Consider the following 17,416-nt stretch of genomic DNA (forward strand, 5'->3'; position numbering starts at 1 on the left):
ACTCCACGACAGATGTCTCCCACCGGATCCCAGGCCCGGCGCGACCGGATCCTGCACCTGGCCACCACGACCGGCCTGACCAGCGTCGAGGAGCTGTCCCAGCGCTTCGGCGTCACCGCCTCCACCATCCGCCGCGACCTCGCCAAGCTGACCGCCGACGGGCGCCTCGCCCGCACCTACGGCGGCGCCATGGCGCTGACCGCCCACCCCGAGGCGTCGCTTCGGCAGCGCACCGGCGAGGCGTTCGAGGCGAAGCGGGCCATCGCGCGCCGGGCCGCCGCCGAGGTGGGCGCGGGCGAGACGGTGCTGCTGGACGCCGGCTCGACGGTGGGCGCCCTCGCCCACGAACTGCGCTCGGCGAAGGAACTGACCGTCGCCACCACCGGACTGACGGCCCTTCAGGAACTCGCCGACGTCGAGACGGTGCACGTCGAATGCCTCGGCGGCACCCTGCGCCCGCTCAGCCAGGGCTTCGTCGGACCGCTCACCGAGGCCGCGCTGGAACACATGACCTTCGACCGAGTCTTCCTCGGCACCGACGGCATCTCGCCCGAGCACGGCATCTGCGAGGCCGACCTGCGCCAGACCCGGCTGAAGGAACTGATGGCCCGCCGCGCCGACCACGTCTACGTCCTCGCACACGCGGCCAAGCTCGGCCGGCGCCCCTTCCACGCCTGGGCGACCCTCCCCGAGGGCTGGACCCTGATCACCGACCCGGACGCCGACCCGGCGACCCTGGACGCACTGAGCGAGCGCGGCGTCGAGGTGGTCCTGGCGGAGGTGCCCCCGCCGGCCGCCGACTACCCCGCCCCGCCGACCGGTTCGGGCGCACCGGATGCCTGAACCACGCCACGCCCTGGTCACCGGCGTCAGCTCCGGAATCGGCGAGGCCATCTGCCGGCGCCTGCTCCAGGACGGCTGGCGGGTCACCGGCATCAGCCGCCGCCGACCGGTGCCCGCGCCCGGCCTGACCTGGCTCCGGGCGGACCTGGCCGAACCCGCCACCCTGAACCGGACCCTCGACGGCATCGCCGCCCCCGACGCGATCGTGCACGCCGCGGGACTCCAACGCTCCGCTCCACTGGGCGAGTTGTCCGCCGACGACGGCGAACTGATGTGGCGCGTCCATGTCCAGTCCGCCGTGATCCTCCTCGACAGGCTCGCCGCCCGACTGCCCGACGGCGCCCGCGTGGTCCTCGTCGGCAGCCGTACGGCGACCGGTGTGCCCGGCAAGAGCCAGTACGCCGCGACCAAGGCCGCGCTGCCCGCGCTCGCGCGTTCCTGGGCCGCCGAACTCGCGGGCCGCGGCATCACCGTCAATGTGGTCGCCCCCGGTCCCACCGACACCCCGATGCTGTCCGACCCCGGCCGCGCCCGCACTCCCGTGGCGCAGCCCCCGCTCGGCAGGCTCGTCACACCCGACGAGGTCGCCGGCCTCACCGCGTTCCTCCTCGGGCCGGAGGGCGGCGCGATCACGGGCCAGCAACTGGTGCAGTGCGCAGGGGCCTCGCTGAGTCGTTGAGCGGGGACGCCGTCGAGCGTGGTGCCTTCACGCGTGCGTGCCGTCAGCCGGCCCGGTTCGGGATGCGGAGCCGCACCTCGTAGCCGCCGTCACCGGTGGGCCCTGAGGCGAAGGTGCCGTCCAGGAGCTCGGCGCGTTCCTTGAGGCCGATCAGGCCCTGCCGGGAACCGGGGAGGGGGAGCGACGGCCGGGCGGGCGGTGTGTTCGTGACGGTCACACCGAAGGCGTCGCCGTCGTGCCAGAGGTGTGCGGTGGCGGTGGCGCCGGGCGCGTGCTTGCGGACGTTGGTGAGGGCTTCCTGGACGGTGCGGTAGATGGTTCGCTGCGCGGTGGAGCTGACGTCAGGGGGGAGTTCGCCGGTGAGTTCGGCGTCGATGCCGCTGGTCGTGACGAGCTTGTGCAGATCGGCCAGCGTGGGCTGCGGCGTGAGCTCGGTGGACCGGCCACCGGAGGCGCGCAGCAGGGTGACCATGTGCCGCAGTTCGTCGAGCGTGTCGACGCTGAGCGAGCGGATGGTGCGGGCGCCCTCCCTGAAGTCCGGGTCCTTCGCGGCGACTTGGAGTGCGCCTGCCTGAACGGCGATCAGGCTGACCTGGTGGGAGACGACGTCGTGCATCTCGCGGGCGAGCTGGGCGCGTTCGCGGGCGAGGACAGCCTGGGAGTGCAGCAGACGCTCGTGCTCACGTGCCTCCTCGATCTCGACGAGCCGGCGGGCCAGGTCCCGGCGGGCCTGGACGAGTTGGCCCAGCAGCACGGGGGCCGCGGCGGTGGCGAGCGTGTAGAAGAAGTAGACCAGCGTCCAGGCGCGCTCGTGCGAGGACAGGTCGTCCAGCGGCCAGGGAGTGGCCGAGGCGACGGCGAACAGCAACGCGCAGGTGACCAGCAGCCGGCGGTCACGGGAGCGTTCGGACAGCGTGAACAGGGCCGCGAACGGGGCGAACACGATGTCCAGCATCAGGCTGGCGGGGAGCGTGAGCAGGAACACCGGGAGCGGGAACCGCCGCCGCACGATCAGCGCCGCGCACGCCAGCGTCGCCATGGCCCAAGCGGGGCCGCTCGTGTCGTCCAGGTTGATGAGGACGTCCACCACGGCGACCACGACGACCACCGCATCGAGGACCGGCTCCGGGATCCTCGCCCACCACGCTCCGCGCGCGCCGCTCATCGCCCGGACCCCGGGCCCGCCTCGCCGTCCCGCTGCCCTTCGTCCAGCAGCCCGGCCCGCTGCGCCAGCAGCGCCGCCTGCACCCTGCCGCCGACCCGCAGCTTGGTCAGGATCGCGCTGACATGGTCCTTGACCGTGCCCGCGCTGAGATGGATACGGGCGCCGATGTCGGCGTTGGACAGCCCTTCGGCGATCAGCACGAGCACCTCACGCTCGCGCTCGGTGAGCCTGCCGACGCGGGTGCTGTCCTCGTCGTCCACGACCGCCGCGCCGGGGTGGTTCTGCCACACGGCGCGCGACGCCTTCGGCGACATCACGACGCCGCCCGCGACCAGGGTGCGCACGAGCTGCGCGAGCTGGTCGGGCTCGGTGTCCTTGAGCAGGAACCCGGCCGCGCCGGAGCGCAGCGCGGTGAGGATGTACTCGTCGGCGTCGAACGTCGTCAGCATCGCCACCACCGGCGGTTCCGGTAGCGCCCGCAGCCGCCCCAGCACCGTCAGCCCGTCCACGTCCGGCATCCGGATGTCCAGCAGCACGACGTCGGGGCGTTCCCGCCGTACGGTGTCGACCGCCTCGGCGCCCACCGAGGTCGCGACGACCTCGATGTCATCGGCCGCGCTCAGGATCAGATCGAATCCGGAGCGCACCAGCGCCTCGTCGTCCACCACCATGACCCGGATCACGTGCGCTCCGCCTCGTCGTCGTTGTGCGTACGTCTCAGGGCGCACGTCTATGTTGATTGTCACCGCTTCGACGGTATGTCGAGAACCGCCTGGTGAGACCGCACGACGGGACACTCCCGCCACCCGGGGGGTGGGTTCCCACCGTACGGGGGAGGCACGGCGCCCGGGCCACGGGGTGCTTGCGGCAGGACGAGGGATGGTGCCGCCGAGGCCGCACGAGCTGTCCTGGACAGACGACGCCCCCGCCCCCCACGGCCCCCGCCCGGCACCCCCCACCCGCCACCCGGCGGGGTATGACCGGACACTCGCCGGATACCCCGCGCCCCGGCCCCTCGCCAGCTTGGAGGTATGACCCAGAACGCAGAGGACACGGTGCTCGCGGTGCGGGCCCCCACCCGCCCCGAGATGGCCACGAGGACGCCCGCCGGGGTTCCGGAGAGTGGGCGGGCCTCGGTCGGGCGGTTGGTCGGTGTGGATCTGGCCCGGGGGCTCGCGGTGTTCGGTATGTTCGCGGCCCACGTCGGTCCCGACCCGTCGCAGGGCGGTATCACCGGGAACTTGATGGAGCTGGCGCACGGCCGTGCCTCCGCGCTGTTCGCGTTCCTCGCCGGCTTCTCGATCATGCTGATCACCGGCCGTCGTACGCCGAGGACCGGCAGGGCGGGCCGTGAGGCGGTCGCCAAGGTGGTGATCCGTGCCCTCGTCCTGCTGGCGCTGGGCACCGCGCTGACGATGACCGGCACCCCGGTCGAGGTGATCCTCGCCTTCTACGGCCTGTACTTCCTGCTGGTCCTGCCGCTGTACCGGCTCACCGCCGGCCCGCTGGCGGTCATCGCCGCCGGCACCTCCCTCGTACTGCCGCAGGTCCTGTACGTCGTCAAGCAGGCGCTCCCCGCCGAGGGCGTCGACGGCGTCTGGGCCTGGCCCGCGGACGCCGACGGCATCGTCTCGCTGCTGTTCACCGGCAGTTACCCGGCCCTGACCTGGATCCCCTTCGTCATCGCCGGCATGGCCGTGGCCCGCCTCGACCTGGCCGCCACCGCCGTACGCATACGCCTCGCCGTCACCGGCGTCCTGCTCGCCGCCCTCGGCTACGGCGGCTCGTGGCTGGCCCTGCATCTGGTCCCGGGAGCGATGACCGAGCTGGGCGCCGTCAGTTGGGGCGGCGCGGGTTCGGTGTCGTCCGCCTGGTGGTCCGACACCTGGGGCTTCCCCTACGACAGCACCACGGCCGGGCTCCTGGTCGCCTCGCCGCACAGCGAGACGACCCTGTCGATACTGGCCAACACCGGTGTGGCGCTAGCGGTCCTGACGGCCTGTCTCGCCGCCGTCGACGCCTGGCCCCGCTTCCACCGCCTCGCCCGCCCCGTGATCGCGGTCGGCTCGATGTCCCTGACCGCGTACGTCCTGCACATCGTCGGCATCCGTCTCCTCGGCATCGAGGAACTGCCCGGCGCCGCCCTCCATGTGCTGCTCGGCTTCATCGTCGCGATCACCGTGTTCGCCGCCCTGTGGTCATGCCGTTTCCGCCGTGGCCCCCTGGAGTGGCTGCTCGGCAAGGCCACCAAGCCCGCCGAACTGGTCCGGTGACCCGAGTGCCCGGCGGCCGCCGGGGCGTAAGGCCCGCGGCGACCACCGGGCACCCGTGTCTCAGCCGCCCAGCACGGGCAGGACCAGCCCGCATCGGACGGGCCGCGCGTGCGCGGGATCGAGGGCGTTGCCCACCAGTTGCGCGGCGTTGGTGTCGTACGCGAGCGACAGATGCTCGGAGATGTCCTGCGGGCAGATCCGCTGGATCAGGATGTTGCGGACGGTCGCGCCCGGTCCGGCGGTCAGGAAGTTGTTCCGGTAGGGGGTGGCGAACTCGTCGTACTTGGTGGCGATGACGGTGTAGCGGACGCCCGGCTGTGTGTCCCCGTCCCGGTCGAGCTTCTTGTTCATCTCGGAGCCGACCATCTGGTCCGACCATGCCTGGCCCACGACGGCGGACACGGCCGGGTTGAGGCCCAGCTGGGTGGTCAGCGTGCCGATGCCGGCGACGTTCCCCCCGTGGTTGGACGGGGCCAGGGCGACAAGGCTGCGTACCTTGTTCCGCTTCGGGTGCGCCGGGTTCGTGCCGCCCTCGAACCGCAGATACCAGCGGGGTGTCGGACCGCCGCCCTGGGAGTGCCCGACGATGTCGACCTGGCGGGCACCGGTGGCCTTCAGTACACGGTCGACGTAGCGGGCGACCTGCCGGGCGGATGCCGGGATGGGACCCGTGGCCTGGAACGGACTTCCGGGCGGCCCGCCGTAGTTGGGGGCGAAGACGCAGTAGCCCTCGCGCTTCAGCCACGGGGACAGCAGGCCCCAGTTGTTGAAGGCGTTCGCCGCGGACCCGTGCAGCAGGACGACCGGACGCGGATGGCGCCGGGTGGGCCGGCAGTTCCAGTCGTTGGCCCCGGAAGGCGGTGCGTCCGGGTGCAGAAGCCCGCCCGCCAACGCCGCCGGGACATCGAGGAACCTGCCCAGCGGCCGCGGAGGCGCGGGACCGTCGGACACGGCCGCCGCCTCGCCCGACAGACCGGCCGTCAGTGACAGTGCGAGGCCCGCACAGGCCGCGGCCCACCTGGTGCGCCGCGGGTTCGACTGTCTCCGGGAAACCGTCCGATCCGACATCAGGGCACTCCTCGTCTCCGTGCCGGCCGTGCGCCGACGCGAAGATGATCGAGGAGGGGATCCGCGCGATGATCAACAGCCGCTCGCGGCACCCCTTATGGAGCAGACGGCTTTCATCCGTCCAGCTCACGGAAGAGCAGAAAGGCGTATCGACGCCGGGACGGGTCGAACGCGTGAGCGCCGGGGGATCGTATGCGCTAAGCTCTCTCACGAGCTGGTCGCCGCAAGTCGGGGCGGCTGGTCGCGCGTTGGTGGTCCAAGGAAAGACGTCCCGCTTCCTGCGGGGAGATGCAGGTGCAAGGCCTGCCCGGCGCTCGCTCACGGGGCCCGTCCGCATATCGCGGACGGGCCCCGTTCATGTTTCCAGATTCTTTCCGGATTCCCGGGCGCTCCCGGGAACTCACCCGGCTCTCCATCCGACTTGTGGGACGGGGCCGTCGTCCGGCGGCCGCTCAGCGACCACATCATCGGTACTAGGGAGTCGTCCGTGTCCCGCTCCACTCTGATCCGCAGTCTGCGCCGTACCGGCGTTCTCACCTCGGTCGCCCTCGCCATGGCCGTCGCCACGGCGGGACCGGCGGCGGCGCACACCGAGGTGGAGGCCGAGGGCGCCCGGGCCCTCGACCAGAACGTCGCCCTGACCTTCGCCGCGGAGTCGGAGTCGGGCACGGCCGGGATCAGCAAGCTGGAGGTGATCCTGCCCGAGGGGATCAGCCCGGAGGACATCACCTACGACGAGGGGCCCGAGGGCTGGAAGTTCGCCACCACCAGCCGGGGCTACACGGTGTCCGGGCCGAAGCTCGCGGTGGGCGAGGACGTCGAGTACGTCGTGACCGTACGGCAGTTGCCGGACGCGAAGGAGGTCGTCTTCAAGACCCTCCAGAGCTACAGCGACGGCAAGGTCGACCGCTGGATCGAGCTGGAGGAGGAGGCCGATGGCGACGGCCACGGACACGGTCACCCCGCGCCCCGGCTGGAGCTGAAGGCGGCGGCGCCCGGTGCCGAGCCGGTGAGCCCCACTCCGACCCAGGCGCCGTCCGCCTCTGCCTCTCCGTCCGGCACCGCTTCGGACGAGCCCGCCGCGAAGGACTCCTCGGCGGAGCCGGCGGCGGACGACTCGAAGGACGACGACGGCATGCCCATGGCCGTACCCCTCGGCATCGGCGCGGCCGTCGTGGTGCTCGGCGGCGGCGCCTGGTGGCTGAGGAAGCGCCGGAGCGGGGCTGCCTGAGGCCCCCCACGGTCCCGCACATGAGACGCATCCGGGGCTATGAGACAAGCGCGTCCTCGGCGTCGTAGCCATAGATCCAGCCATTGCCCACCAGAGGATCGGAGGCCGCCAGTGCCGTGTCCCGGGCCCGCTGTTCGGGGCCGTCGGGCAGGTGGTTGATGTCGCGGCGGGCGTGGCTGACCTGCTGGAGGCGGGTGGTGCGGGCGATGCGGGCGGCCTCGTAGCGCTTCAGTGCCGCCTCCGGGTTCGCCCCGGGCGTGGCCAGGCAGCGGGCCAGTACGGCGGCGTCCTCGATGGACTGGGCCGCGCCCTGGGCGAAGAAGGGGAACATCGGGTGCGCGGCGTCGCCGAGCAGCGTCACCGTGCCTACGCTCCACTGTCGTAGGGGCGCCCGTTCCAGCAGCGCCCAGCGTCCGGGTACGTCGCCGGCGGTGATGAGCTCGGTCACCCGTGGGTCCCAGCCGGCGAACTCGGCCTGGAACTCCCCGACGTCGGCCTTAGTGCTCCACGACTCGTCGGTGAAGTCCCCGGCGGGGGCGACGGCGACGACATTGACGGCGCTGCCACCGGCGATCGGGTAGTGCACGAAGTGTCGGCCCGGCCCGAGCCACAGCGTCTGGGCGGGCCGCAGTGCGAAGTCGGGCGCGGTGTGGGCCGGCACGACGGTGCGGAAGGCGCAGATGCCGGAGTACTCGGGCGGCTCGGGTTCGGCCAACGCGCCGCGGACCACGGAGTGCACTCCGTCGGCGCCGATGACGATGTCGGCCTCGACACGGCTGCCGTCGGCGAAGCCCACCAGCGCGCCGTCCGGCCCCGCGTCGACCGAGGTGCACCGCGCACCCAGGCGGACCCAGTCGTCCGGCACGGCCGACCTGACCGTGTCGAGCAGGTCTGCCCGGTGCGCGGTGTACGTCCGCTCGCCGTAGAGCCGCTCGCACACCCCGTCCAGCCGTTCCACCGACAGCACACGCCCGTCCGCCCAACGGCGGAACTCCCACGCCCACTCCAGCGGCACGGCCCGGCGCAGAAACCGCTCCATGACACCGAGGCGACGCAACAGCCGTATGGCATTGGGGGCCACGAGCAGACCGGCGCCGACCTCGGTGAGGGCGGACGCCTGCTCGTACACCGTCGCCGTCAGGCCGGCGCGGCACAGGAAGGCCGCGGCGGCGAGTCCGCCGATGCCGCCCCCGACGATGGCGATCCGTGGGCCGTGGGCGGGGTGGGGCATGGGCCGCTCCTTCGACGCGAGGGCGAACGTCCTGCTCATAGCATGCGCCTGACCCGCGCCCTCGCGCGCCGGGACCGCGGTCAGAGGGTGAAACTGATGACCTGTCCGTCGGACTCGATGGTGGCGCCGCTGATGTTGAGGGAGTCGTAGCAGCCGTGGCTGCTGAAGACCTGGACCCACTGGCCGGCGGGCACCGTGACGGAGATGTCCTTCGCCCGGCCGACGGTGAAGTCGCTGTGGCAGGTGTAGACGCCGGCCGTCTGGGTCATGACCGAGTCGCCGTCGGTGATCGTCACGCGCAGGGTGGCGGTGACATCCGCCCGGGGCGCGGCCGAGGCGGGGGAGGTGAGGACCAGCGCGCCGGCGGCGGCGAGCCCGGCGGCCAGGGCGGAGACGCGGGTACGGCGGGAAGCGGGACGAGGAAGCATCGAGGACTCCGGATTCTCGGCTCCGGACACGCGGTCGCGCCGGAGTGGGGGTGCCTGGAAACGGTGGCGGGCGCACTGCCGGGTGATCGTGCCGTGGAACGGGCTGGTGCCGCGGTGACGGCGGCACCAGCCCCGTGGATCAGCGGCTCACAGGCCGTCGCGCACCATCGCGGCGACGATCTGGACGTGACGGTCGGCCGCGGTGTTGGAGAACTCGTTGTCGTAGTTCAGGCCGTACGGCCAGAAGTGCCCGCCGCCCGTGGAGAGTTTGGCGCTCGCACCGTCGAACTGCCGGACCAGCGCGGTGGCCTGGGCGCCGGTCCAGGTGCCGCTGCCGCCCAGACGCGACCATCCGGAACTCGTCCCCACGCCGATGGTGTGGGCGATCTCGTGCAGCGCGGTCCGCTCGGTCATGTAACCGCGGTTGCCGAAGCGGATGGTGCCGTTGATGTTGCCGTCGGCGGTGGGCACGCCCGGGTCGTAGCGGACCGTGATGGTCTTGCCGAGGTCGCTGAGGTTGTTGTAGCGGGCGACCGCGGCGTTCATGGCCCTGGTGATGAGGTCGTACGCCGTGCGCTGGTCCTCGGTGGGGTTGGCGGCCCTTTCCAGGGTCCAGGTGATGGAGGCGGCGGCCGTCACCTGTCCCTGCCGCGCCGGTGCCGCCGTGGTCTGCGGTGTGGCCTGCGCGATGCCCGGGCCCGCCAGCAGGGCGGCGGCCAGCACGGCCACGACCGCCTTGCCGCGCCGAGGTATGGGGGCGTGGTGATCGGATGTCACGGCTCGTCGTGGACTCATTGCGGGGTCCTCCTGTGGGGGGTGGCGTGGGGAGGGTGGGACCCGGGTCGAGTGGGGGTGCGCGGCAGTCATCACCGCGCGTGGAAAGCGCTTTCCGAAGCGTTCCGGATGCTAATCCCGTGTTCTGGGCATGTCAATGAAGGGTCCGGGCGGCTTACGCCCCCGTCCCCGTGTCGTGCAGCGCGTACAGCCCGCTCACCCGCGCCCCGCGCAACCGCTTGGCCTCGATGGCCTTCATCCCCGCGTGCAGGGCCGTGCTGCCGTTTCGGTACGCCTCCTCGATCGGCTCGTAATAGGTGAGGGCGAAGTAGGCGAAGGGGGCGGGGTGTTCGGGGTCGATGCCGACCGCGCGCAGCCAAGTGGTGCCGCCCTGGTGGTAGTGGAGGCAGAACCCGGTCATGCGCGGACCCGCGTAGGCCGCGACCACTCGGGCCTGGTCCCCCATGGCGTCGGCCTGTCGCTTCAGCAGGCTCGTCATCGCCGCGGTGTCGTCGCCGTGGCCATGGGACTGCTGCAGCGCCGCGAGGAGCCGTCCGGCGTCCTCGTGGCAGTCGGCGAGGAGTTGGTGGCGTACGTCGAGTCCGGCCGCCGCGAAGGCCGAGCGTTCGCGGCGTATCGCCACACGGCGCTTGGACGGCAGCGAGGCCAGATAGTCGTCGAACCCGGCGCCGGGCAGCGGAATCGTCGCGTCGTCCTCCATGCGATGCGGGGGAGTGCCGTACAGCGGCGCGAGCAGACGCGTGGCGGGCTCGGTCAGATAGGGCCACCAGTGCGTCGTGCCGTGCCGCCCGGCGAGATCGCGGGCCGCGTCGCGGAGCAGGGCCAGGCAGGAGGTGAGGCGATGCCCGGGAAGGCGCGGGTCGGTCAGCGGTGAGTTGTGGTAGCCGCGCCGGGCGCCCGCGAGGACGCACGGCTTCCTTGCGCCGGGCGGGAGGTGCGTCGGCTCGTAGTAGGTGTTGGGCTCCTCGTGCACGACGTACAGGGGCGCTGCCGCGACCAGGGTGCCGTCGTCGTCCCGGACCAACGCGTACGACGCCGTGGCGGTGGGGTCGCTCTCCTCGCCGGCGAGCCAGCGGTGGGACAGATAGACACCGGCGTGTTGGGCGAGCCGGTCCCAGTCGGCCACCGGCACGGCGTGCACGCTGCTGACGATCTCCGCCTTCACACGGAACTCCTTCCGCCCTGCGCGGCAGGGGACTTGAGGGCCGGGATCGCGGCGAGCGCCATGAGACACGCCACGCCCTGCACGGCCCAGGGCAGCAGGGCATGTACGTCGAGGAGGCCCGTGAACAGGGCGGGGGCGGCGATATTGCCCGAGGCCCAGGAGAGTTGGTACAGGCTCTGTCGGCTGCCGCGCGCCGCGGTCGGGGTGAGCGTGACGGACAGCTCGCCGACCGCCGGCGAGTAGAGGATCTCGGCCAGGCTGAACAGGACGATCGCGAGGGCCAGGGCCGGCCATGCGGGGAAGTCGACCCCGGGCCACGCGGGGGCCGCGAACGCCGGCATGGCGCACACCAGCAGGCCATGGCCCAGCGCCAGGGTGTGCCGGGGCTGCTTCGGGGCGACATGCGCCGTCAACGGACTGGTGAGCGTGGAGACCATCACGGTGTTCACCACCAGCAGGACGCTCGCGGACCAGGCGGGCAGCCCGAGCGTCTCGGTGGCGTACACGGCGATGAGCACCGACAGCATGGCCTGCGCCAGCACGAAGGGGACGTTGCACGCGACGAGGAGCAGATAGCGGCGCATGTCGCCGGCGTCGGACCCTCCGCGTGCCGCGCGGTCCTCGTGCCGAGGTCTCCCGGGCGGAGCCGTCGTGCGCACGCGTGCGAAGCAGAGCGCCGCCAGCAGATACAGCGGAACGGCAGCGGTGACGAGCCACGTCAGGGCGTGCGTGCCGAACAGGGCGAGCACACCGGCCGCCAGCAACGCCCCCGCGCCGATACCGATGTTGCGCAGGCTGCTCGTGAAGGCGAACCACCCGCGGGTCTCCGCGGCGGGCGTGGCGTGCAGGATCAGGGTGCGCTGAGCCGTGTAGTACGCGTTGATGCCGGACTGCACCAGGAGGTAGGAACCGGCGATCTGCCAGGGCCGGTCGGCGAGCAGGAAGGACAGGAACCCGGCGGCGCTGACGACGTTGGCGGCGACGGTCAGGCGCTTGGGCCCCTGCCGGTCCATGACGCGGCCGGCGACGAACACGACGGGCAGGGCCGCCAGCTGGCCCACGGTGACCGCCGCCCCGACCGCCGCGAGGGGGAGATCGCGCAGGGTGGTGAAGTACAGCAGGCCGAGCGGCAGGAGCATGCCGTTGCCGAGGGAGTCGACGAGGTTGCCGGTGATGAACCGGCCGTGGCCGCGGGTGGCCGGGAGGCCGAGCACACCGCGCAGCCCGGGGCGTCGGATCGGCGTGGTCGGGGTCATGGGGTAAGCAGGGCCCGGGTCTTGTCCAGGATCTCCTGGCGCGGCCAGCCCGTGGCCCGGTGCAGCTCCTCCAACTGCTTGACGGTCTGCCGCTCGTCGCCCTCGGCGAGGGTGAACACGACGATGTCGCCGTGGCTGGTGTCGTCGATGACCAACTCATGGGCAGTGACCAGGTTGAGCCGGGCCGTCAGTTCGGCCCGCACCGACTCCGGCAGTCGCTCCGGGGACAGGAACTCGATGGCCCATCCTTTACGGCGCACAGGGGCCGGGTCGTACACACCGCGCGCCATGTCGGCGAGGGCCGTGAAGGTGTTGGTGCCGGAGGCCGCGCAGGACAGGGTCGTGGCGCCGCCGATACGGGGGTTGATCTCCAGGATCACATACCGCGAACCGGTGTAGATCATGTCGACGTTGACGGAGCCCCGCACCTGCAGTTCCTCGCACAGGGCCGTCAGCTTGGCCGCGACGGGCGCGAAATCGGCGACGGCCCCGGGCCGGGGGCCGCACCAGCGCAGATCGGCGAAGGTGAACACGGGCTCGGTGCCCGCGGTCCCGGTCCAGCACACCGGCAGCACCTGGTACGCCCCCGGCTCGCCCACGATGTCCACCGAGCACAGCGCACCCGCAACGCACTCCTCGATCACCGCCGACACCTCGGGCGGATCGGCGAGATAGGCGTCCAGGGCCGCGGCGTCCGGCAGCGCCCTGATCCCCATGCTGGTGGAGTCCCACAGCGGCTTGGACAGGAGCGGACCGCCGATGGCGGCGGCCGAGGCGCGCAGGGCGTCCGCGTACGCGGGGACCGCCACGCCGCGCCCGGCCAGCAGATCGGAGTCGGCCTTGAAGCCACGCGGCGTGTCGAGGCCCGCACGGACCAGGAGTCGTTTGGTCTCCCACTTGTCGTACAGGGCCAGCGTCGTCGGCAGCGGGCTCATGACCGTGGGGATGCCCCGCGCGTCGAGGAGTTCTTTGACGGTGGCGTCCCGCAGCGCGTTCTCGCACGGCAGCGAGAGGGATACGGCGGCGTCCGCACCCCACTCCTCCACCTCCCGGGCCAGTTCGGCCGGGGTGACGGCGGCGTCGAGGCGGCGGCGCGCGCCGGGGAAGTCCGCGTCGTCGGCCGTGCCATGGGTGTGGAACAGACAGCTCTCGACGCCGATCCGGGACAGATCGCGGACGCATCGCTGGATGTAGGGGTCGGCGCGGCGGATCTCCACGGACCGCAGGAACGCGATCCTGCGTACGGGACGGGGCACGGGTCAGCTCACTTTCACTCGGGTGTCGGCGACGGCCCGGTCGGCGAGGCGGCGGGCCTCGTCCACGGACGCGGCACACGCCAGGACGTGTCCGACCCGGCCGGAACTGTCGGCGGGTTCGGGCACCTGCTCACCGGGACGGATATGGAGCCGGCTCTGGGTGCCGGGCACCTCGGGGATGACGACGTACTCCAGCACCCCGCCCCGCTCCGGCAGCACGAACCGCAGCGCCGCCCCGGCGGCCCGAGTCGGTCCGGTGTCCGGCGCCCGCCCGGTCACGGCCCGCAGATAGGCCGCCGCCTCGCTGACGCCGGTCGCCGCCTCGACGATCTCGCAGATGTTGTCCCCGGGCAGCCGGGCGCCGGTCTCGATGACGACGGGCTCACCGCGCGGGGTGAGCTTCACCTCGGTGTGGGCGATGCCGTTGCGCACCCCCACGGCGAGCGCGGCGCGCGCCGCGGTGTCCTGGATCGCCCGTACCGTGCGGGCGTCGAGCCCGGCGGGGCAGGAGTGCCCGGTCTCCACCCGGTACCGGCCCGCCGTGGTGTCCTTGCGGACCACGGGCAGCGGGTACGGCACACCGTCGTGCACGACCGTGTCGGCGGAGAACTCCTCGCCGGGCACGTAGTGCTGGAGCAGCACCCGCGGGTCCAGCGGCAGCCCGTGCGGCTCGGCGCGGGTGAACCGCCCGGCCGCGGCCACCGCGGTATCGAGCCCGTCGGGACCGGCGACGACACTCACCCCCCATGAGCCGCCCTGCTCGGCGGGTTTGACGACGAGCGGCCACCCCAACCGGCCGGAGGCGGCGACCTGATGGGCCTCCTCCGAGGTGCCGACCACCGCATGCGCGGGGGCCGGCACTCCCGCCGCGCGGAACGCCTCCGCCATGGCGATCTTGTTGCGGGCGGCCCCGGCGAGCGCCGGGTCGTTGCCCGGCAGCCCAAGGCGCGCGGCGAGCAGGGCCGCCAGCGGGGTCAGCAGCTCCCAGCAGACCGCGACACCCGTGATGCGATGCGCGCGGCAGTACTCCGCCATGTCGTCCAACGCGCGCTCGGTGTCGGCGAGTTCGGTCAGACAGACACCGGCGAGACCTGCGGTCAGCCAGGGCTCGTAGCCCGCGTGCACCCGCTTGTCGGTGGCCGCGTACAGGCGTATGCCCAGCCGGGCGGCGGCCTCCAAGAGGAAGGGTCCCGCGTTGCCCATGGGCTCGATCACCATCACACCGGTCACGCCCGGCTCGTCGTCGCTGCTGTCCACGCGCCCAGTGCACCGGTCGCCGCGGCGCACCGTCCATCGGGCTGATCTCCGAAAACAACTCTCCTCAGACACCCCCGAGTTGGCCGAAGCGACCAACGGCGCCGCCCGGTTGGCGGAAGCCACAACGACGACACCCCAGCGGGTGCGGGAGTTGGTGCACATCACCGATAGCTTCAACAAAATGTTGCGTGTTCGGATCGGTGCGCACGGTCAATCGAACGGCATGGTGCGAAGGAGTCATCCATCGTGAACAGCCCGCACGACCAGCTCGCCGACCACATCCGACAGGGCGTCATCCCCCCGTACCAGTACTCGTATCCGCCCCGCTCCACCTACCGGCCGCTCGACGAGGGCGCCTGGGACGTCCACGACATCTGGGCGAAGGACCTGGCCGCCTACCAGGTGCCCGAGCTCAACCTGTATCTGCACGTACCGTTCTGCCGCTACAAATGCGGGTTCTGCAACCTCTACACCGTCATCTCCACCGACGAGGACCTCTACGACGCCTACACCGACGCGCTCTGTACCCAGCTCCGCGACCACGCGGAGATCATCCAGGCCCGCCGGCTGCGCACCGTCTACATCGGCGGCGGCACGCCCGCGCTGCTCTCGACCCGGCACTTCGAGCAGATCTTCGCCACCCTGGGCGAGATCTACCCCAACTGGCGTTCCACCGTGGAGGAAGTGGCCCTGGAGGCCACGCCGGACTCCATCGTCGCCGACCCCGACGGCTTCGGGCGTCTGCTCGACCTCGGGCTGACGCGCGCCAACATCGGCATCCAGTCGCTGGTCCCGCAGGAGATCCGGGAGGCCGGGCGGGGCCAGGCGGGCGAGGACGTCATCCGCAAGGCCGTCGAGATCGTCCACGACCGCGGACTGCCCGACCTGTCCACGGACCTGATCATGGGCTTCGCCGGGCAGACCCCCGAGACCTGGCGGCATTCGGTGGACGAGCTGGCCCGGCTCGCCCCGACGACGATCTCCACCTACTTCCTCACCGTGCGACCGGACGCCTGGTTCTCCAGGACCGGCGCCTACCAGTACATGTGGAAGCCCGAACTGTACGAGCGCTACGACTACGCCCGTGAGGTGTTCACCGCCCACGGCTATGTGCAGGAGGGCTCCGTCCGGTACAAGAAGCCAGGTCGCGGCGGCTATGTGCAGAAGGTCCTCACCTTCCACGGAGTGCCCCTGCTCGGCCTCGGTGTCGGCGCCCGCTCCTACACCTCGGTCCTCGACTACATGACCGGCAGCGTGAAACCGTCCCTCAGCGAGGTGGCCGACTACATCAGCGCTGCCAAGGCCCACCGTCTGCGGCCGACCACGGGGTTCGCCCTCACCCCTGAGGAGATCGTCCGCAAGCGGCTCGTGCTGGACAGCTTCGACCTCGACCTGTCCGAGCTCGACCGCTTCGGCCTGGACACGATCGCCGCCGAGGTGACCGAGATCCTCGACGCCGCCGAGGCCAACGGCCTGATCCACCGCGTCGGCCCGCGCCGCGTCCAACTCACGCCCAAGGGCTTCAAGTACCGCGACATCCTGTCCTGGATGTTCTACTCCGAGCAGGTCAAGACCCTCGATCGCGAGTACTACGAGGGTCTCCACGACGCCAACGCCCGCGCCCGCAGGAACATGGGCACGCCGGTGCGGATCACCGGGATCGGCACCGACCGGGAGACCGCGTGAGCGACCTGTTCATCGCCGCGGGCGGTGGCGGGGACCCCGTGGGCACCGCGATCACCGCGGCCACCGTGGGCCGCGTCCGCACCGGCACACCCCTCGGCGGGACGACGCTCGCCACCTACGCCTGGGAGCGCCTGGAGGTCGACCCCACCCCAGGACCGCTCGGGACAGCCGACTTCACGGGCCTCACGCACCGGGCGGGCATCCCCGTGCTCACCCCCACCGCACGGCCCGTCACCCCGGCCGGCTCCACCCTGCCCCATCTGGCCGCGGACCTTGCCGCACGGCTCGTCCTCCTCGACCCGTGGCAGGGGCTGACCGCACTGGCCGAACAGATCCGACGCCTCGCGGACACCGGGTACGACCAGGTCCGCATCGTCGACGTCGGCGGCGACATCCTCGCGCACGGCGACGAGGACACCCTGTGCAGTCCCCTGGTCGACGCGCTGGCGCTCGCCGCCTGCCGGCTCGCCGGGGTGCCCGCCACCGTCCATGTCGCCGGTCCCGGCGCCGACGGGGAGATCCCCCAGGGCGACGTACTGGACCGCCTGAACGGCGAGGTCCTCACCCCCCTCACCTCCGACCTGGCCGCGGCCCGGACCGCCCTGGCCTGGCACCCCTCGGAGGCGTCCGCCCTGTTCGCCGCGGCCGTGGAGGGCGTCCGCGGCCCGGTCCGTACGGTGAGTCGTCTCATCCCGCTCACGGACGAGTCCGCTCGCATCCACTCCACCGGCCTGGACGACGCCCTCGCCCACAACAAGGTCGCGGCCCGGCTGCTCGACGCACTGCCGCCGACCCTGGAGGCCGCCGCCGATCTCTCGGCCGAACTCACGGGCATCCACGAGCTCCAGCGGGAGCGCGTCGAGCCGGTGCGGACACCCGCCGGTGGAAGCCTGCCCGAGAGCGCGCGGGCCGCACGGGAGGTCATCCGCGCGGCAGCACAGGGCGCGCCCCAGGTCACCCTCCGGTTCGCCGCCCACGCGCTCGGCCTGACGTGGCGTCGGATCCCGTCCCTGCGGGCGCTGTTGGGCGCCGAGGGGCCGGTGCTCGCGATGGCGTGAACCCCCGGGGCGGGGGGCTACTCAT

The 17,416-nt window shown here is 72.2% G+C and carries 16 protein-coding genes and 1 tRNA gene; 7 read left to right on the forward strand and 10 right to left on the reverse strand.

Going from position 1 to position 17,416, the window contains the following annotated elements; all coding sequences use genetic code 11:
- Positions 1 to 12: 12 nt before the first annotated feature.
- Both IE325_RS23055 and IE325_RS23060 read left to right on the forward strand, forming a co-directional pair.
- Complete coding sequence (locus IE325_RS23055) at positions 13 to 843, forward strand: DeoR/GlpR family DNA-binding transcription regulator (RefSeq protein ID WP_190071903.1); 831 nt, start codon at positions 13 to 15, stop codon at positions 841 to 843.
- Positions 836 to 1,522: an SDR family NAD(P)-dependent oxidoreductase gene (locus IE325_RS23060; protein ID WP_190071904.1), complete on the forward strand. Its 687-nt coding sequence runs from the start codon at positions 836 to 838 to the stop codon at positions 1,520 to 1,522. Before IE325_RS23055 ends, IE325_RS23060 begins: the two co-directional genes overlap by 8 nt.
- Before the next feature lie 43 nt (positions 1,523 to 1,565).
- Here IE325_RS23060 and IE325_RS23065 read toward each other — a convergent pair whose 3' ends face one another.
- Positions 1,566 to 2,687 carry a sensor histidine kinase gene (locus IE325_RS23065; protein ID WP_190071905.1) on the reverse strand — a complete coding sequence of 374 codons (1,122 nt, stop codon included), beginning with the start codon at positions 2,685 to 2,687 and terminating at the stop codon, positions 1,566 to 1,568.
- The gene (locus tag IE325_RS23070) at positions 2,684 to 3,358 is read right to left on the reverse strand and encodes a response regulator (RefSeq protein ID WP_190071996.1); all 675 of its coding nucleotides are present in this window, start codon (positions 3,356 to 3,358) and stop codon (positions 2,684 to 2,686) included. Before IE325_RS23070 ends, IE325_RS23065 begins: the two co-directional genes overlap by 4 nt.
- A gap of 360 nt (positions 3,359 to 3,718) precedes the next feature.
- On the opposite strand from IE325_RS23070, the gene IE325_RS23075 reads away from it, so the two are divergent.
- Positions 3,719 to 4,960, forward strand: coding sequence for a DUF418 domain-containing protein (locus tag IE325_RS23075; RefSeq protein WP_190071906.1), 1,242 nt, complete (start codon positions 3,719 to 3,721; stop codon positions 4,958 to 4,960).
- A gap of 60 nt (positions 4,961 to 5,020) precedes the next feature.
- On the opposite strand, the gene IE325_RS23080 is transcribed toward IE325_RS23075, so the two are convergent.
- Positions 5,021 to 6,028: an esterase/lipase family protein gene (locus IE325_RS23080; RefSeq protein ID WP_190071907.1), complete on the reverse strand. Its 1,008-nt coding sequence runs from the start codon at positions 6,026 to 6,028 to the stop codon at positions 5,021 to 5,023.
- A 245-nt stretch (positions 6,029 to 6,273) separates the two neighbouring features.
- Between IE325_RS23080 and IE325_RS23085 the strand changes: the two genes are divergently transcribed.
- Together IE325_RS23085 and IE325_RS23090 are read left to right on the forward strand one after the other, a co-directional pair.
- Positions 6,274 to 6,343 (forward strand) — tRNA-Arg (locus tag IE325_RS23085).
- Between the two features lie 172 nt (positions 6,344 to 6,515).
- Positions 6,516 to 7,259: a DUF1775 domain-containing protein gene (locus tag IE325_RS23090; protein ID WP_190071908.1), complete on the forward strand. Its 744-nt coding sequence runs from the start codon at positions 6,516 to 6,518 to the stop codon at positions 7,257 to 7,259.
- Between the two features lie 37 nt (positions 7,260 to 7,296).
- Here IE325_RS23090 and IE325_RS23095 read toward each other — a convergent pair whose 3' ends face one another.
- The 7 genes from IE325_RS23095 to IE325_RS23125 all read right to left on the reverse strand — a co-directional run bounded on the left by IE325_RS23095 (position 7,297) and on the right by IE325_RS23125 (position 14,647).
- A complete protein-coding gene (locus tag IE325_RS23095) occupies positions 7,297 to 8,490 on the reverse strand; it encodes an FAD-dependent monooxygenase (RefSeq protein WP_190071909.1) in 1,194 nt (397 codons plus the stop codon).
- Between the two features lie 80 nt (positions 8,491 to 8,570).
- Positions 8,571 to 8,918 (reverse strand): hypothetical protein, encoded by a 348-nt coding sequence (locus tag IE325_RS23100; protein ID WP_190071910.1) that lies wholly within the window; start codon positions 8,916 to 8,918, stop codon positions 8,571 to 8,573.
- 147 nt (positions 8,919 to 9,065) lie between these two features.
- The gene (locus IE325_RS23105) at positions 9,066 to 9,713 is read right to left on the reverse strand and encodes a hypothetical protein (RefSeq protein ID WP_190071911.1); all 648 of its coding nucleotides are present in this window, start codon (positions 9,711 to 9,713) and stop codon (positions 9,066 to 9,068) included.
- A 154-nt stretch (positions 9,714 to 9,867) separates the two neighbouring features.
- Positions 9,868 to 10,878: a GNAT family N-acetyltransferase gene (locus tag IE325_RS23110; protein ID WP_190071912.1), complete on the reverse strand. Its 1,011-nt coding sequence runs from the start codon at positions 10,876 to 10,878 to the stop codon at positions 9,868 to 9,870.
- Positions 10,875 to 12,134 carry an MFS transporter gene (locus IE325_RS23115; protein ID WP_190071913.1) on the reverse strand — a complete coding sequence of 420 codons (1,260 nt, stop codon included), beginning with the start codon at positions 12,132 to 12,134 and terminating at the stop codon, positions 10,875 to 10,877. The genes IE325_RS23110 and IE325_RS23115 overlap by 4 nt, the downstream gene beginning before the upstream one ends.
- Entirely contained in the window at positions 12,131 to 13,390 is a 1,260-nt protein-coding gene (locus IE325_RS23120) for an ATP-grasp domain-containing protein (protein WP_190071914.1), read from the reverse strand. The genes IE325_RS23115 and IE325_RS23120 overlap by 4 nt, the downstream gene beginning before the upstream one ends.
- 3 nt (positions 13,391 to 13,393) lie before the next feature.
- Positions 13,394 to 14,647 carry an ATP-grasp domain-containing protein gene (locus tag IE325_RS23125; RefSeq protein WP_190071915.1) on the reverse strand — a complete coding sequence of 418 codons (1,254 nt, stop codon included), beginning with the start codon at positions 14,645 to 14,647 and terminating at the stop codon, positions 13,394 to 13,396.
- A 246-nt stretch (positions 14,648 to 14,893) separates the two neighbouring features.
- On the opposite strand from IE325_RS23125, the gene IE325_RS23130 reads away from it, so the two are divergent.
- Together IE325_RS23130 and IE325_RS23135 are read left to right on the forward strand one after the other, a co-directional pair.
- Positions 14,894 to 16,333 carry a coproporphyrinogen-III oxidase family protein gene (locus IE325_RS23130; protein ID WP_190071916.1) on the forward strand — a complete coding sequence of 480 codons (1,440 nt, stop codon included), beginning with the start codon at positions 14,894 to 14,896 and terminating at the stop codon, positions 16,331 to 16,333.
- Complete coding sequence (locus IE325_RS23135) at positions 16,330 to 17,391, forward strand: DUF1152 domain-containing protein (RefSeq protein WP_190071917.1); 1,062 nt, start codon at positions 16,330 to 16,332, stop codon at positions 17,389 to 17,391. Before IE325_RS23130 ends, IE325_RS23135 begins: the two co-directional genes overlap by 4 nt.
- The last annotated feature ends 25 nt before the right edge of the window (positions 17,392 to 17,416 follow it).

This window comes from Streptomyces lanatus, assembly GCF_014655715.1.
GTDB classification, from domain to species: Bacteria; Actinomycetota; Actinomycetes; order Streptomycetales; family Streptomycetaceae; genus Streptomyces; species Streptomyces lanatus.

Excerpts from the sequence above, each read along its gene's own strand:
- IE325_RS23095 (WP_190071909.1), bottom strand. The coding sequence starts at position 8,490 with ATGCCCCACCCCGCCCACGGCCCACGGATCGCCATCGTCGGGGGCGGC.
- IE325_RS23060 (WP_190071904.1), top strand. The coding sequence starts at position 836 with ATGCCTGAACCACGCCACGCCCTGGTCACCGGCGTCAGCTCCGGAATC.
- IE325_RS23065 (WP_190071905.1), bottom strand. The coding sequence starts at position 2,687 with ATGAGCGGCGCGCGCGGAGCGTGGTGGGCGAGGATCCCGGAGCCGGTC.
- IE325_RS23055 (WP_190071903.1), top strand. The coding sequence starts at position 13 with ATGTCTCCCACCGGATCCCAGGCCCGGCGCGACCGGATCCTGCACCTG.
- IE325_RS23115 (WP_190071913.1), bottom strand. The coding sequence starts at position 12,134 with ATGACCCCGACCACGCCGATCCGACGCCCCGGGCTGCGCGGTGTGCTC.
- IE325_RS23080 (WP_190071907.1), bottom strand. The coding sequence starts at position 6,028 with ATGTCGGATCGGACGGTTTCCCGGAGACAGTCGAACCCGCGGCGCACC.
- IE325_RS23075 (WP_190071906.1), top strand. The coding sequence starts at position 3,719 with ATGACCCAGAACGCAGAGGACACGGTGCTCGCGGTGCGGGCCCCCACC.
- IE325_RS23100 (WP_190071910.1), bottom strand. The coding sequence starts at position 8,918 with ATGCTTCCTCGTCCCGCTTCCCGCCGTACCCGCGTCTCCGCCCTGGCC.
- IE325_RS23070 (WP_190071996.1), bottom strand. The coding sequence starts at position 3,358 with ATGGTGGTGGACGACGAGGCGCTGGTGCGCTCCGGATTCGATCTGATC.
- IE325_RS23105 (WP_190071911.1), bottom strand. The coding sequence starts at position 9,713 with ATGAGTCCACGACGAGCCGTGACATCCGATCACCACGCCCCCATACCT.